Genomic DNA, 15,523 nt, shown 5'->3' with positions numbered 1-15,523 from the left:
TATCCCGGAGCAAATTGCGGAGCATTTGACCCCGCGGGCAGCCGCCATTGACCATGCAAGCATGGCCGCCAGGCACACTGCTTTCGCGAGAAAAACAATATAGTGTAAAGGAGATTTTTGTTATGGCAAAAGAAGTAACCCCAGAGCAGATCCAGATGATCGAAGAAATGGTAGCACGCGCACGCGTTGCAGCCGACATTATCGCTACATATGACCAGGAGCGCGTTGACCGCCTCTGCCAGGCTGTCGCTGCCGCTGTATGCGATATGAAAGTATGGGCTCCAATCTGTGACGAGGCTGTTGATGAGACATCCCTCGGCGACAAAGTCACAAAGAGAAACAAACGCAACAAAATTAAACTGATCCTGAGAGACTGCCTCCGCGCTAAGAGCGTCGGCATCATCGAGGAGAATAAAGAAAAAGGACTTGTGAAATATGCAAAACCAGTCGGCGTTATCGCTTCCCTGGTTCCAACCACAAACCCATGTTTAACACCTGCAGGACAGATTATCTACGCTATCAAGGCAAGAGACGTAATCATCTGCTCCCCGCATCCACGTGCTAAAAACGTAACCAACAAGTGTATTGATATCATCCGTGAGGCTCTTGTACGCGAAGGCGCACCGGCCGACATCATCCAGGGTATCAAAGAGCCGTCCATCTCCCTGACCAACGAGCTGATGAAGCGTGCAGACCTGATCATCGCAACAGGCGGCCGCCCAATGGTTAAATCCGCTTACTCTGCAGGTGTTCCTGCATACGGTTCAGGCGCAGGAAATGCAACTGTCATCATCGACGACACCTGCAACACACCGGAGCGTCAGAAAGAGGCAGCCAGCAATACACGTATTTCCAAGACATCCGACTTCGGTTCAGGCTGCTCTTGTGACGGTAACCTGGTAATCCACGAGTCCATCTACGATGATTTCGTAAAGGCTCTGGAGGCAGAAGGCGCTTACCTTGCCAACGAAGAAGAAGCTGAGATGATCAAGAAGGTTATGTGGGATGAGACAGGCCACCGTCTGCCGCAGACCGTAGCCATCAGCCCACAGAAGCTGGCTATGATCGCCGGATTCGAGATTCCGGAAGACCGCAAGTTCATCGCAGTAACAGGCGGCGGAATAGGTGAGATTGGAAAAGAGTTCTTCTTCTCCAGCGAGAAACTGACCACACTGTTAAGCCTCTTCAAGTATGAGGGAGAGTTTGAGAATGCCCTGACCATGATGCAGGCCATCTTCAACGTAGGCGGAAAAGGCCACTCCTGTGGTATCTACTCCTTCGACGACGAGCACATCCACAGACTTGGAATGGCAGCTCCCGTATCCCGTATTATGGTACGTCAGCCAAACAACAGAGGTAACTCCGGTTCCTCCACAAACGGAATGCCTCCAACATCATCCATGGGCTGCGGAACATGGGGAGGAAACATTGTTTCCGAGAACATCGCATTAAAGCACTACATGAACACGACATGGGTAGCACGTCCTCTTCCGGAAGATATGCCGTCCAATGAAGAACTGTTCGGTGACTTCTTCAAACCGGGTATGGACGAAGAATAAGAGCCTGGAAAACAGGAGTCTGCAGTAAAATAAGATTGATAGTGAAAAGTGATAGTAAAGCATTAAGACTCAGATCGTGAATGAATAAAAACGCCTTCCCACCTGGAAAGGGCAGGGCGTACGGGACTGAAGCGCCCCCTCACGTGTTTCAGGCCGTTAACAACAAAGACAGGTTGCAGAGCAGCGGACAGCTCTGCAGCCTGTTTTCGTTGTTATTAACGGCACTCTGGCGGGGAGATACCGTGCTCCGCCGCATAACCGCCATAATTGACAGAGACCGGAAACTGCAATATACTTTAAGAAAAACAGAACAATCCGCGCCGCACCGCCGGGAGACTCTGCAAAAGAGCGGATTTTGAAAGGAAAACACAAATGAAACATACCTGTATCGTTATATCGGTGGCGGATGTCAACGCTGCGAGGAAATTTTACGAAGATTTATTCGGGCTGGAAGTTTATCAGGACTACGGCATCAACATTTCGTTCACCTGCGGTTTAGCCCTTCAGCAGGATTTTGACTGGCTTGTGAACCTGCCGAAAGAGAAAGTGATGAAGAATTCCAATAATATGGAAATCTGCTTTGAAGAAACGGACTTTGACGGCTTCATGGAGAAACTCAAAGCGTATCCTGACATTGAATATCTGGGAGAAGTGATTGAGCACGGCTGGGGCCAGCGCGTCGTCAGATTCTATGATTTGGACGGCCATATAATTGAAGTGGGCGAGGATATGAAAATGGTAATTAACCGTTTTCTCGCTTCCGGCATGACGATGGAGGAAGTGTCGGTGAGAATGGACGCCTCGGTTGAAGATTTGACAAAGCTTCTTAAGGCATAAATAAAAAGCAGAACGCTTTCTTTACCGAATAACCGGTAAGGCAAGGCGCTCTGCTTTTTTCTATTGGTAATTAATTAATCGAAATGATTCATATAAAATTTCCGGTTTTTCCATATACATACTTTATTCCCGACTTTGGCTGCTGACCGGGAATCTATTCCGGGTTCTGCCTACATATGGCGGATGAAGGTGGAGAGAAGGTCGGCCGGAAGCTGTCCGGGAGCCGATGATTTACCGGCGGTTCCGAAAGTGATGCAGGAGCCGAAGACGCTGCCGCACACACGGCTTACCGCGCCCTGTCCGCCCATGGACATGGTGACAACCGGAGTCTCTTTGTGCTCCTCGTGCATGGTCAGGGTGGCGTCGAGCAGAGTCAGGACATCCCTTGCGCTCTGCGGCGTAACTGCAAATTTAACAATGTCTGCGCCAAGCTGCTGCATCTGGCAGAGATGGTGCACAATCCTGTCTTTGGAAGGCGTGGAAGAGAAGTCATGAAGGGAGCCTACAATCTTTGCCCCGGATTCATGGGCGGCATCCCGGATGACGGCCATCGTGTCGTCGCCTCTGGACAGTTCCACGTCGATCAGATCCACAAGGCCGCTGCGGCCCGCGGAAGTGAGAACGCTTATGTAGTCCTCGGTGGAAATCTCCAGTTTGCCTCCTTCCACACTCGTTCTGATGGTAAAGAGGATTGGAGCGTCACCTAACTGTTCGCGGAGATATGTCATGGCCTTAAATCGGAATTCATAATCTTCAATATCTTTATAAAAATCGGCACGCCATTCAACGAGGTCAAAGGGAGCGCTTTTCATTTTTTCAACGGATTCTTTCAGTTCTTCAAAGTTTGTATCCGTAAGCGGGATACAGATTTTCGGGATTCCTTCTCCGAATACGACATTTCTGATTTTTACGGTTTCTGACATGGCAATTTTCTCCTAAATAATTTAAAACTAAGGGTTCTGTTAAATGTTGGTTACAGTATAAATGCAGAACCGATTTAAGTCAAGAGTTTTTTGCGTTAAACTATTAAAAATTAATGCGTTAAAGTGAAAGCCGATCTATGAATAAAACAGATGGGTTGGTGAAAACGTTCAATTGGATATTTTACTCATTATTCGGTATGATACTACTATAAAACAGTGCTTGATATGAACAAAGTAATTAAAAGCAAAAGGAGAGGTAAAGATGACAAAGAATGTAAAGCCGGTTGTAATCGGAACAATAGGGGCAGGTTACGCTGCGTACCTGCACGGCAACGGATATGAGAAAGTAAGCGGCGTCCCGGTACGTCTGAAAACCATCTGCGACGTGAAACTGGAACTGGCTGAAAAGGTGAAAGAGCGCTACGGCTACGAGCAGGCAGTCACCAGCTATGAGGAGATGTTAAAGGATCCCGAAATTGATGTGATCGATATTGTGACGCCTCCATTCCTTCACTGCTCCATGGCTATCCAGGCATTAAAGGCCGGAAAGCACGTCATCTGTGAAAAACCTCTGACCGGATATTTTGGACAGCGCGGTGAAGAGAACGTGGGCAAGAGCACACCAAAGTCCAAGATGTTTGAGGAAGTTATGAACACGATGGACGAGCTTAAGAAGGTCGTGGACGAATGCGGTAAAAAGTTTCTCTATGCGGAGAACTTCGTATATGCAACTCCGGTACAGAAAGCAGCAGAGATTCTGCGTGCCAAGAAGAGCAAAGTGCTTTTCATGAAGGGTGAGGAGAGCCTGAAAGGTTCCAGTTCCCCGCTTGCCGGTAAATGGAACGGAACAGGCGGCGGCACATTAATCCGTACGGGCTGCCATCCGCTTTCCGGTATGCTGTGGTTAAAACAGCAGGAGGCCGAGGCGCGGGGCGAGAAGATCACCGTTAAGAGTGTAACGGCAGACTGCGGCGTTGCTACCGCATGCCTGACGGAAGACGAACACCGCCACATCTCCGCACGTCCTGAGGACGTTGAAGATTTCGGCACCGTAACAGTGACGTTCTCCGACGGAACAAAGTGCATGACAATCGCCAGTGATACCGTGCTCGGCGGAACCAAGAATTACATAGAAGTATACAGCAATGACAATGCCCTGATGTGCAACATTACTCCTACCGATATCCTGAACACCTATTTCCTGGATGAGGACGGTCTGGAGGACGTAACCATTTCCGAGATGCTTCCGGCAAAACTCGGATGGAACAAGGCCTTTGTATCCGACGAGATTATCCGCGGTTACATGGGAGAGCTGCAGGATTTCGTGGAGACAATTGCCTATGACAGGGCTCCATCCTCCGATTTTGCACTGGCTTATGAGACGATGAAAGTTGTTTATGCCGCTTATCAGTCCGCTGAAGAAGGACGCAGGATTGATTTCTAATATTTGTTTACGTTGAGATGAGGTCCAGCCCTCATCAAAAAAGAGAAGCTTCGCTCCGGTTCATACCCGGTGTGGGGGCTTCTCTTTTTTTGGTGGCAATAAAAGTCCGCCTATCATCCGTCGGCCCGGGAGGCGATCAGGGAGATAAGTCCCTGAAGCTGAGGTGAAATCCATTTATTCTTGTAGTAAAAGAGCTGGCTTAAAAACCGCACGGGCGGAACGTCGGCCTGAATGACCGCGAGTTTTCCCGAATCAACAAAAGAGCGGACCGCATATTCGGGGAGATAAGAAATCCCCAGGCCCTGTTTTACAAGGGTTATGATAAAACCGGTGTTGTCGATGGCCATATAAGGCTGCACCAGCAGGTTCTGCGATGCCGCCAGCTCCTCCAGGGCATGTCTGTAAAGGCCGATTTTTTCGGTCAGTATCAGGGGCTGTTCCAGAAGCGCGCTCAAAGGAACATTCCGCCGTCCGGCCAGCGGATGTCCGGCGGTGCAGACAAACACCAGGTTCTCCAGATTGGCGTAGGCCCTGATACAATCACGTTCCACGATTTTACGATCCAGAACAAAGATAATGTCCAGCTCATTTCTCTTCAGCATGGAAAAAAGTTCCTGGGACGGCGCCGTCTTGAAATCCAGGGTCACATTGGGAAATTCACTGGAATATTTGGGCAGCAGGGGAAGCAGTACGGCGGAAAACAGGGACTCCAGGGTTCCGACGCGCAGGTTTCCCCTGATGTTATGCGGCTCTACGCCCAATAATTTTGCTTTTTCCGACAGGCTGTCCATCTCATTTGCATAAGCCAGAAACTGCTGCCCCAGGGAAGTCAGGGAAACGCGTTTCCCGATTCGGTCAAAGAGAGGAAAACCCAATTCTTCCTCAAGCTGCTGGATCTGGGTGGTCACCGTGGAGGGGGCATACCCCAGTTCCTCTGCGGTACGCGCAAAATTCCCCAGGGCGGCAGCCCGGATAAACGTCGAGATATTTCTTAATTCCATATCGGATCCCCCTTTTTATTATTCGAAAATATCGAACGATACATTCTAAATCGTTCGTTTTACAAAACGATATGCCCGTACTATAATCAGAATCATCAAAGATGTTTACAAATTCAGCGCTGAGATGGTAACCATCGGCTGCTCCAATTATATCATATTTACTTCGGATTATAACAGGAGCGGGCAGTTAATTCAATTGTAGTTTTAACAACACGGTGAAAGAAGGATTGCATTATGGGAAGAATGGAATATTTAAAAGATATGCCAATCGCCGTTCTCGGCGGGGGTGCGGTAGGTAAAACATGTGCGGCCGATATGAAGCTGGCCGGAAGCGAGGTAAGACTTTACGATATGATGCCGTTTGCAGAGAATACTCTGGCAAATCTGGATAAGACGGGAATTCTCCTGGACGGCGTGCAGAGAAACCTGTACTGTTTCGAGCGTTCCGGAAGAGCTTTTCTGGATATGGTGAGCAGTGACATGGGAGAAGTGGTAAAAGGCGCGGGACTCATTGTTGTTGCGGCTCCGGCATTTGCACATGAACCGTTTTTCCGCGAGCTGATTCCTCATCTGGAGGACGGGCAGGTAATACATATCTTTACAGATAACTATGCCTCTTTAATTCTCCGCAGAATGATGCGTGAGATGGGCTGTACGAAGAAAGTGATTATCGGAGGCTGGTCCTCGGCGCCTTACGGCACGCGTATTGAATCCATCGGAAAATTCGTATTTCCTCATGTCGGCGTAAAATACCGTGCAATCACACTGCGCGGGGCATCCCTGCCGATGTCGGACATTGATGACTTTATGGAGTCATCCAAATACCTTCCATGTATCGATGCCGTTACGCAGGGCAATGGCCCGGAGGCCGGAAATACGGTGCTTGATATCGGATTTTCCAATATCAATCCGGTTATCCACGTGCCGGCAACGGTTCTCGGAGTATCAACGATGGAGAACTGGGGCGTTATATTCGGCGGATATGATAAGACCAAATATTCCATGTACTGTCATGGCCTCTGCCCGTCTATCTGTGAAGTCCAGTACCAGTTTTTTGAGGAAGAAAAAGCGCTGGCAAAAGAAATCGGCGTAGGAACGCCTACTTACGCATATGACTCTTTCTTCTCACGCCGGAGTGTGCTGACCCAGGAATATATGGGACTTGATAAAGACGGCAAGGACAATGTGGTTTTCCCGCTTGATCAGCCGTCCGATGAGGGCAACACAGGTCCTAACAACATCAATCACCGCTATCTGACGGAAGATGTGCCGGTGGGCTGTAAGATTTATCATGATTTAGGTGTCCAGTACGGAGTTCCTACTCCGGTCATCGATTCCATGATTGTTCTGGCAGGCGCAATGCACAAGAAGAGTTTCTTTGCAACAAGCAAATATAATCTGGCTTACCTGGGCATTGACAATATGCCGAAGGAAGAGCTGCTGGCGTATCTCAACCAGGGCGTTTACAACCGCTAGGACAGCATTGCAGGACAGCATTGCAGTATAGAATTGTAATTTATGCAATGCCGTACCGGGAAGAGATACGGAAAAGCTGCCGCTGTCCATGGCCCTTTGCCCGGCGGTTACAGGGGTGTTACACGCAGGAGGCTATCAGGACGAAGCCGTGGGCGGCAGCATATTGAGAGGAATTTTTATGGAGTTTACTGTTGATTATCGAGTCGAGGATTATATATTAAACACAAAGTGGGATTCATTTCCCGACGATATCAGGGAGCGGGCCATCGTGTGCGGAATCGATCTGATGATGGCTCTCATTATAGGGAGCCGGGGCGGACAGTTTGCCGCCGGAACCCGTCTGGCAAAGAAGATAGGGGCATTGGGAGAGACCGCGGCGGTTGGGACAGCGGAAAAGTATAACCTTCTGGGTGCAACGATTGCCATGTCACACGCGTCGAATTCCTTTGATATTGACGACGGACATAATATGATAAAAGGTCATCCGGGAACCTCTTTTGTGGCCGGAATTCTCGCAGCCGGACTGGAGAAGGACATTTCTTACAGAGAGTATCTTACGGTGCTTGTGACGGCCTATGAGACGTCAATCCGCTGGGCGAAGGCCATGCAGAACCATTACGGTTATCTGCACAGCACGGGCGCTTACGGCGCCTATGGGACTGCGGCCGGAGCAGGAAGAATCCTGGGACTTGGCAGAGCGCAGCTTAACAATGCTCTGTCTATCGCAGATTTTCACGCGCCGATGACGCCGGTGATGCGTTCGGTCGAATATCCTTCCATGAATAAAGACGGTGTCCCCTTCGGCTCACTTGTCGGAATGACGGCCGTGCTTGAAACGCTTGCCGGAAGCAGCGGTGTGGGAAATATCCTGGAAATGCCGGAATACCGCGGCCTGACGGAGACCCTGGGTTCGGACTATGAAATCATGAATTTGTATTTTAAGCCATACACATGCTGCCGCTGGGCTCACCAGCCGATTGCGGCCTGCGTGGATTTAATGGAAGAACATGGTTTTGACGGTGAGGACGTGGAATTGGTGGAGGTGCATACATTTGACTCGGCAGCGAGACTGAGCAAGAAGATTCCGGAGTCTGCTGATGAGGCCCAGTACAATATCGCATGGCCGGTGGCATCCGCGCTTGTATTTGGAGACGTCGGTTTTAAACAGGTGCACGAAAGCGGACTGGGTAATCCGAAAGTCCTGGATATGATGAAACGCCTGAAGTTCAGTGTGGATGAGGAAATAGACAGACAGTTTCCGGCAAAACGTCTTGCATGGGTGAGTATAAAACTGAAGGACGGATGCGAATACCGTTCCAGGGTGTATGAGGCTCCGGGAGAGCATACGGATCATGTGGATCTGAAATGGATCACGGATAAATTTATGAGGATTACGGGACCGATGCTGAAACCGGAAGATCAGACGGAGCTCATCCGCCGCCTCTCCGCCGATTTGGATGCGCCGCTGCGCAGCCAGGTTGCAGGGATTAATCAAATGCTTGGAGTGTAATAGAAGGTAAATAACAGATATACGCTGCGCGGCAGGAATGAAACTGCCGCACAGCCATAAAAGATTCCCCTCGTGTCAATATTGAAACGGTTCACACAAACAGTGAGCCGATATCATTTATAATGTGAGGAGAAGCGCTATGAGTTTAAGCCCCTATGATGTATTGATGGATTTTGCCATTATGTCGATTTTGTTGTTTGTCGCCCAGTTTTTAAGGGCGAAAGTCACTATTTTCCAGAAGCTTCTGCTTCCGTCATCCCTTGTGGCCGGATTCCTCGGCCTGTTTCTCGGACCCCAGTTTTTAAATGTTCTGCCGTTTTCATCCGCTATCAGTTCCTATGCTTATCTCCTGGTTGTATTTTTATTTGCGTCTCTCTTTATCGGAAATGAAGGGGGAGGCTCCTTTAAACAGACCATGGACGAGGTGGGGGATACATTTCTGTTGAATTCAGGCGTGTACTTTGGACAGTATGCCGCTGCGCTGCTGCTCGGAGGAGGGCTTTTGATGGTGCTGTTCCCCCAGGTTCCCGAGGCATTTGCAATTCTGATGCCGGGAGGATTTATGGGAGGCCACGGAACGGCGGCAGCATTCGGCGGTTCGTTTAAAGAACTGCTAAACTGGGACGAGGCACTCCCAATCGGACAGACGTTTGCCACCGTTGGGCTGCTGATCGGGGTAATCGGCGGCGTTATCGCAATTAACATCGGCACCCGCGTAAAAGCCACCCGTTTTATCAAGACCATGGCGGAGCTGCCGGAAGGGATGAGAACCGGTATGATGCCGCCGAAGGAGCAGGAGTCCATGGGCCGCAATACAGTCAGCCCGATGACGCTGGATCCTCTGACCTGGCACCTGATGCTGGTCCTGATTGCCACCTGCGCCGGTTATTATCTCACAAACTGGCTCCAGGGCCTGTTCCCGTCACTCAGCGTCCCGATGTTTTCCGTTTCCATGATCTGCGGAGTAATCCTCCAGATGATTCTGAAGGCATTGAAACTTACAAAGTATGTGGATAAGAACGTGGTAACCCGTATTGGAAGCTCGGCTACCGATTATCTCGTGGCATTCGGCATTGCCTCAATTAAGATATCCGTTGTACTCAAATATCTTTATCCGATCCTGTTAATGACAGTGGTGGGAATTGCCTCCGTGGTCTTCTACCTTGTGGTAATATCACGCAAGCTGTTTCATAATTACTGGTTTGAGAGGGGGATTTTCATATTCGGATGGTCTACGGGCGTTGTTGCCATCGGCGTTACGCTGCTTCGGATCGTGGATCCGGAGTTCAAGAGTAAAACACTGGAAGATTACGGCATGGCTTATGTGTTTATGTCCTTTATTGAGATTGGCCTGATTGCCGTCCTGCCTACTATTATTGTCAAAGGCTATGGCATGCTGGCGGGAGGAGCCTGCTTTATTGTATTTCTGATTCTGATGGGTATCTGTGTGAAAAAGTACGGAATATTTAAAGGAAAAGCAGGAGACTTAAGGCCCGGAGAAGCGGAAGCGCTCGGGATAAAAGCGGTAAGATAGGCCGTAATACAGAACCGTGCATGCTTTGAAAAAGACGCATGCACGGTTCGTTTGTCCTGTCATACCTCCAGGCGCTCGGGGCGGAACTCCCTGATCAGGGTAATCCACTCCTCCATAAAGGGAGGAAGCCACTTATCCCTACAGTAAAGCACCTGGCTGTAATAGGTCTGAGGCGGGACATCTGCGTTCACTTTTGCCAGTCGGTTCTGCTGGAGCATTTCCATCACCGAATACTCGGGCAGGAAGGCAGCGCCGATTCCAGTGCTGATCAGTTCCCCGATTGCGGCCGTGCTGTCCACGATCAACGTGTGTTTCAGCATCAGGCCGTGAGAAAAGGCCAGACGGCTCAGTTTTCCGTAGCAGGTGCCCGACAGTTCGGTCACGACAAAAGGATATGTCAGCAGTTCCTCCAGAGTGACGCCGGATTTTTGAGCCAGTTCGTGCTCAGGGGCCGTGACAAAAATCAGGTTTTCCTTCCGTTTATAACCGCAGTGCAGATCGGGATCCGTATTAAGCTCCCCGGAAATATAAATCATGTCTAACTGTCCCTGTTTAAGCAGAGTCCTGAGATCGGACAGCTGCCCTATTTTTAATTGAATCTCGATATTCTTATAGCGTTCTTGAAAGCGCGGAAAAATATGAAGCGTAGCGGCGGAAAGCAGGGATTCCAGTATCCCGATCCGCAGGCTGCCGCTCATTTCTTCCGGTTTTTTCCCCAGATTATTAACCTGCATCATCGTCTGCAGGATGTTATTGGCATAGGCATAAAAATTTTCACCGTAGGCAGTCAGGGAAATCTTTTTACCGATTCGGTCAAAGAGAGGAAAACCCAGTTCCTTTTCCAATTGCTGGATCTGCATGGTAACGGTAGACTGCACATAATTCAGTTCGCAGGCAGCTCTTGTAAAGCTTTTCAGCTCAACCACCCGGATAAAGGTCTGTAAGACTCGTATATTCATAAGACTCCCATATCAAATTATTTGATAATTGACATCAAAAACCATCGTTGGACAAATATATACTACCATATTAGAATTAGCGTGTAAACAGATTACAGTTTATACACTATTTAGAACTCAGGAGGGTATTTAAGATGATGGGAGACATGGAGTATTTGAAGGATATGCCGATTGCCGTTTTGGGAGGCGGGGCCGTAGGCAAGACTTGTGCCGCCGACATGAAGCTGGCCGGGCGGGAGGTCCGCCTCTTTGACATGATGCCGTTTGCCGAAAACACACTGGCAAATCTGGACAAAACGGGAATTCTTCTGGACGGCGTGCAGCGCAACCTGTACTGCTTCGAGCGCTCGGGAAGAGCTTATCTGGATTTGGTGAGCAGCGATATGGAGAAGGTGGTAAAGGGAGCCGGCCTGATTGTAGTCGCGGTTCCGGCTTTTGCCCATGAGCCGTTTTTCCGTGAACTCGTGCCTCTTCTCGAGGACGGCCAGGTGGTACATATATTCACCGACAATTACGGCACTTTGATACTGCGCCGCCTGATGCGTGAGATGGGCTGCACAAAGAAGGTAATTATCGGCGGATGGTCCTCCGCTCCCTATGGAACTCGTATCGAGACGGTAGGCAAATTTGTTTTTCCCCATGTGGGCGTAAAATACCGCGCAATTACACTGCGCGGAGCCTCTCTGCCAATGTCCGATATTGACGCTTTTATGGAATCATCCAAGTATCTGCCCTGTATTGACGCCGTGACATACGGCAACGGGCCGGAGGCGGGCATTACCGTACTGGATACCGGATTTGCCAATATCAATCCCGTTATCCATGTTCCGGCAACGGTTCTGGGCGTATCGACGATGGAAAACTGGGGCGTCATCTTCGGGGGATATGATAAAAACAGTTATTCCATGTACTGTCACGGGCTGTGTCCGTCCATCTGCGAGGTACAGTACCAGTTCTTTGAGGAGGAGAAAGCGCTGGCAAAGGCCATTGGAGTCGGGACGCCGGAATATGCGTATGAGTCTTTCTTCTCCCGCCGCAGCGTACTGACGCAGGAATACATGGGTCTTGATAAAGACGGAAAAGATAACGTCGTATTTCCGTTAGATAAACCATCCGACGAAGGAAATACAGGCCCTAACAGCATCAATCACAGGTATCTGACGGAGGATGTGCCGGTCGGCTGCAAGATTTACCATGATTTGGGAGTCCAGTACGATGTGCCGACCCCGGTGATTGATTCCATGATTACTCTGGCGGGCGCGATGCACAAGAAGAATTTCTTCGAGACAAGCAGGTATAATCTTGCATATCTTGGAATCGATCATATGTCCAGGACAGAGCTTTTAAATTATTTGAACGAGGGGATTTATGAACGCTGATTAAAGGAAATCGGCACACAAGAAAATGGGGCAGGGGGAAAAATTTATGGTAATTGAACTGGATATCATCCAAACGCTGGCGGTCGCGGTAGTTGTCCTTTTTATAGGAAGATTTGTAAAAAAATACGTTAAATGCCTGGAGCGGCTGTGCATTCCCGATCCGGTGGTCGGCGGCATTATCTTTTCGCTTCTGATGCTGGCGGGCTACAGTTCCGGAGTGTGTGTCCTCGAACTGGACACGACGCTGCAAAATGTTTTTATGACCGTATTTTTCACCGCGGTTGGCTTTACATGTGATCTGAAGGTGCTGAAGAAGTATGGAAAAAGGGGAATTCAATTTACAATCATCGTTTTCCTGCTTGTTATATTCCAGAATATTATCGGCGTCGGATATGCGAAGCTGTTCGGGCTTCACCCGCTTCTGGGACTGTGCACCGGTTCCGCAGCTATGACGGGCGGCCATGGAACCGCCGGTTCCTTTGCACCGTTGTTTGAAGAGCTTTACGGCTGTGACGGAGCAATGACGGTAGGCATGGCGGCCGCAACCTTCGGGCTTGTATCGGGCGGTTTAATCGGCGGCCCGGTGGGTAACATCCTTGTGAGAAAACACCGTCTGGAGGCCGTCGCATCGGCCCGGAAAGGGGAACAGAATGAGGGAGCGGCAGAGACAAAGCAGGAGACGCCGTTAAGCGCCGGAAACATGTTTCATGCCACGAATCAGATTGTCATCTCAATGGGAATCGGCACAATTATTTATATCCTGCTTAAGATGGTAGGCATTACCTTCCCTTCCTATGTGGGCGGTATGCTGATGGGAGTCGTGCTCCGCAATATCAGCGCTTATACAGGTAAATTTGAAACGCCCCTCGCGGAGATTGACTGTATCGGCAATATCAGCCTTACCATATTCGTGTCAATGGCGCTGATGTCCTTAAAACTCTGGCAGCTGGCAGCCCTGGCGCTTCCGATGATTGTGACTCTGGCTACCCAGGTGGCGTTTATTGCACTGTTCATGGTATTTGCCGGTTACTATATTCTGGGCAGAGATTACGATGCCGCCGTGATGGTAACGGGATGCTGCGGCTTCGGCCTTGGAGCTATGCCCAACGGAGTTTCCAACATGCAGGCATTTACAAAACGATGGGGACCCTCGGATACGGCATTCTTCGTAGTCCCGGGTGTGGGCTCTGTAATTATCGATGTGGTTAACGGGCTTCTGCTCACTACGTTTATGAATTTTCTGGCTTAAAGATTTATAAAAAGGTACAGTCCCTATCCCGGAGCTGTGACTCTTAATAAAAGACGGTAATAAGCGCACCATGTGTGCCTTTTACCGTCTTTTATGTGCTGCCGCTTTCTTTGCCACAAAATTTATGTTGTGGGTTTGAGAAAATTATCCTGTTAGACTCCGATGGTCTGCAATGATATGATAAGCCTATCAAAAGAGTACGGGATTTTTACATAATTATGAATAAGCGCTGTCTGGTTATTAGATAATCCTGCAATGAATGGAAGGAGTGGAAAGTAGATTGGAAATCGGTATTGGTATTATCGCTTTTGCTGTTTACATCATATTTGTTATGGTCTGGTATCTGCTGCTGAAGCGGAGTATTGCGGAGGCTATGCTTCTGGGACTTATTATTGTCTGTGCCTTTAACGGAGTCACACAAATCCCCCAGACCTTTATAACCAGTTTAAACAAGGCTCTGAAACAGGATGTTATGGCAGCAATCATTTTATTTACGGTAATGGCGTCTATTATGATGCAGACCGGAATTATCACAAGACTTGTCAATATTTTAAACTCAATTTTGGGACGGTTCAGGGGAGGCCCTGCCTATGTATCGGCCTGTGCCAGCGCCATGTTCGGCATGGTATCCGGCGCCAGCAGCGCCAATGCTGCAACGGTGGGGTCTATCACAATTCCCTGGATGACGGAATCCGGATGGCCAAAAAGTGTGGCGGCTACGATGAATACGGGAAATGCGGGACTGGGAATCTGCATTCCTCCCTCCTCCTCCATGTTCCTGATGCTGGGGCTGCCGGTAGTAGCCGGAACGGTGGAAGCAGGCGATCTCTACCTGGCCCTGATGTGCGGAGGCCTGTGGACCCTGGTTTACCGTCTTCTCCTGACCCGTTATTATGTAGGCCGTCACCATATTCCTGCAGTGTCCGCAGATCATATAGTAGGTTTGGGCAGGGCGCTTAAGGAGGGAGGGACTTCTCTGACTATGTTTTTAGGCATCATTATTCCACTGGTTGTTATTACCGGACCGGTAGGAAAGATGATGGAGAAGAAAGCCACATTTGGCGAGGACGGTGTCAGCGCCATGAATATCATTATCTGGGTACCAGTGCTGATTATGTTCATTTGTCTGATAGAGGGGCGCAAGCTCCTCCCGAAAACGGCAGAGGGTTTTGGTAAACTCCTCGGTTCCACTGCAAAGACCTGCTGTTCCTGCGGCGCGGTCTCACTGTTTGCGATGGCGGGCAGCAATGCTCTCACGACAACCGGTTTCGGAGACGATTTGACGACCCTCCTTTCGGCCATGGAATTACCAAAAGTAATTATGATTTTAATTATCGGCTTTGTTGTCGCTCTGGTAGCCGGCCCGCTTAATGCAACATCCACAACGGTCAGCCTTGGTCCTGTCGCATATTCTGCCATGGTGGCGGTAGGGGTATCTCCAGTGACTGCAATCGTGGCATTCCTGATTTTTGCTTCCACGGAGGGAGCTTCACCGCCTATGTCTTCGCCCATCTTCGTATCCAGCAGTATTGCCGGTGTGGAGGATGTTAGCGTGATGTTCAAGCCTTTGATATTCCACTATGTCATACCGGTCGTACTTGTGGGAGTGCTCGTCGCCATGGGAATATTGCCGATAATAGGAGGGTAATGAG

Annotated in this window: 12 protein-coding genes; 9 read left to right on the top strand and 3 right to left on the bottom strand. The window is 49.5% G+C overall.

From position 1 onward, the window contains the following. The first annotated feature begins 122 nt into the window (after positions 1 to 122). Entirely contained in the window at positions 123 to 1,559 is a 1,437-nt protein-coding gene (locus EJL91_RS07520; RefSeq protein ID WP_125140566.1) for an aldehyde dehydrogenase family protein, read from the top strand. 372 nt (positions 1,560 to 1,931) lie between these two features. Then, a complete protein-coding gene (locus EJL91_RS07515) occupies positions 1,932 to 2,396 on the top strand; it encodes a VOC family protein (protein ID WP_125141343.1) in 465 nt (154 codons plus the stop codon). A gap of 170 nt (positions 2,397 to 2,566) precedes the next feature. Here the strand turns inward: EJL91_RS07515 and aroD are convergent, their stop codons facing one another. Then, the gene (gene aroD / locus EJL91_RS07510; RefSeq protein WP_125141342.1) at positions 2,567 to 3,319 is read right to left on the bottom strand and encodes a type I 3-dehydroquinate dehydratase; all 753 of its coding nucleotides are present in this window, start codon (positions 3,317 to 3,319) and stop codon (positions 2,567 to 2,569) included. Between the two features lie 262 nt (positions 3,320 to 3,581). Here aroD and EJL91_RS07505 point away from each other — a divergent pair, with 262 nt between their 5' ends. Next, positions 3,582 to 4,763, top strand: coding sequence for a Gfo/Idh/MocA family protein (locus tag EJL91_RS07505; protein ID WP_125141341.1), 1,182 nt, complete (start codon positions 3,582 to 3,584; stop codon positions 4,761 to 4,763). 113 nt (positions 4,764 to 4,876) lie between these two features. On the opposite strand, the gene EJL91_RS07500 is transcribed toward EJL91_RS07505, so the two are convergent. Then, positions 4,877 to 5,764: a LysR family transcriptional regulator gene (locus EJL91_RS07500; RefSeq protein ID WP_125141340.1), complete on the bottom strand. Its 888-nt coding sequence runs from the start codon at positions 5,762 to 5,764 to the stop codon at positions 4,877 to 4,879. A 234-nt stretch (positions 5,765 to 5,998) separates the two neighbouring features. Between EJL91_RS07500 and EJL91_RS07495 the strand changes: the two genes are divergently transcribed. The 3 genes from EJL91_RS07495 (at position 5,999) to EJL91_RS07485 (ending at position 10,284) form a co-directional block, all read left to right on the top strand. Beyond that, positions 5,999 to 7,240 carry an NAD/NADP-dependent octopine/nopaline dehydrogenase family protein gene (locus tag EJL91_RS07495; protein WP_125141339.1) on the top strand — a complete coding sequence of 414 codons (1,242 nt, stop codon included), beginning with the start codon at positions 5,999 to 6,001 and terminating at the stop codon, positions 7,238 to 7,240. 178 nt (positions 7,241 to 7,418) lie between these two features. Next, positions 7,419 to 8,750 (top strand): MmgE/PrpD family protein, encoded by a 1,332-nt coding sequence (locus EJL91_RS07490; RefSeq protein WP_164516778.1) that lies wholly within the window; start codon positions 7,419 to 7,421, stop codon positions 8,748 to 8,750. Between the two features lie 139 nt (positions 8,751 to 8,889). Then, positions 8,890 to 10,284, top strand: a complete 1,395-nt coding sequence (locus tag EJL91_RS07485) for a sodium/glutamate symporter (protein ID WP_125141337.1) — start codon at positions 8,890 to 8,892, stop codon at positions 10,282 to 10,284. 59 nt (positions 10,285 to 10,343) lie between these two features. Here the strand turns inward: EJL91_RS07485 and EJL91_RS07480 are convergent, their stop codons facing one another. Continuing rightward, positions 10,344 to 11,243: a LysR family transcriptional regulator gene (locus EJL91_RS07480; RefSeq protein ID WP_125141336.1), complete on the bottom strand. Its 900-nt coding sequence runs from the start codon at positions 11,241 to 11,243 to the stop codon at positions 10,344 to 10,346. Between the two features lie 134 nt (positions 11,244 to 11,377). Here EJL91_RS07480 and EJL91_RS07475 point away from each other — a divergent pair, with 134 nt between their 5' ends. From EJL91_RS07475 to EJL91_RS07465, 3 genes are all read left to right on the top strand, one after another. After that, complete coding sequence (locus tag EJL91_RS07475; RefSeq protein ID WP_341466969.1) at positions 11,378 to 12,622, top strand: NAD/NADP octopine/nopaline dehydrogenase family protein; 1,245 nt, start codon at positions 11,378 to 11,380, stop codon at positions 12,620 to 12,622. A 46-nt stretch (positions 12,623 to 12,668) separates the two neighbouring features. Next, a complete protein-coding gene (gene gltS, locus EJL91_RS07470) occupies positions 12,669 to 13,871 on the top strand; it encodes a sodium/glutamate symporter (RefSeq protein WP_125141335.1) in 1,203 nt (400 codons plus the stop codon). 280 nt (positions 13,872 to 14,151) lie between these two features. Continuing rightward, entirely contained in the window at positions 14,152 to 15,519 is a 1,368-nt protein-coding gene (locus EJL91_RS07465) for a TRAP transporter large permease subunit (RefSeq protein WP_243125268.1), read from the top strand. Positions 15,520 to 15,523 lie beyond the last annotated feature (4 nt).

It is taken from the genome of Clostridium transplantifaecale, from assembly GCF_900626075.1.
Lineage (GTDB): Bacteria > Bacillota > Clostridia > Lachnospirales > Lachnospiraceae > Otoolea > Otoolea transplantifaecalis.
This window is presented reverse-complemented; position numbering and strand designations above follow the sequence as displayed.

Coding starts and splice junctions, on each gene's coding strand:
- EJL91_RS07515 (WP_125141343.1), top strand. CDS start 1,932: ATGAAACATACCTGTATCGTTATATCGGTGGCGGATGTCAACGCTGCG.
- EJL91_RS07505 (WP_125141341.1), top strand. CDS start 3,582: ATGACAAAGAATGTAAAGCCGGTTGTAATCGGAACAATAGGGGCAGGT.
- EJL91_RS07500 (WP_125141340.1), bottom strand. CDS start 5,764: ATGGAATTAAGAAATATCTCGACGTTTATCCGGGCTGCCGCCCTGGGG.
- EJL91_RS07520 (WP_125140566.1), top strand. CDS start 123: ATGGCAAAAGAAGTAACCCCAGAGCAGATCCAGATGATCGAAGAAATG.
- EJL91_RS07475 (WP_341466969.1), top strand. CDS start 11,378: ATGATGGGAGACATGGAGTATTTGAAGGATATGCCGATTGCCGTTTTG.
- EJL91_RS07495 (WP_125141339.1), top strand. CDS start 5,999: ATGGGAAGAATGGAATATTTAAAAGATATGCCAATCGCCGTTCTCGGC.
- aroD (WP_125141342.1), bottom strand. CDS start 3,319: ATGTCAGAAACCGTAAAAATCAGAAATGTCGTATTCGGAGAAGGAATC.
- EJL91_RS07485 (WP_125141337.1), top strand. CDS start 8,890: ATGAGTTTAAGCCCCTATGATGTATTGATGGATTTTGCCATTATGTCG.
- EJL91_RS07480 (WP_125141336.1), bottom strand. CDS start 11,243: ATGAATATACGAGTCTTACAGACCTTTATCCGGGTGGTTGAGCTGAAA.
- gltS (WP_125141335.1), top strand. CDS start 12,669: ATGGTAATTGAACTGGATATCATCCAAACGCTGGCGGTCGCGGTAGTT.
- EJL91_RS07490 (WP_164516778.1), top strand. CDS start 7,419: ATGGAGTTTACTGTTGATTATCGAGTCGAGGATTATATATTAAACACA.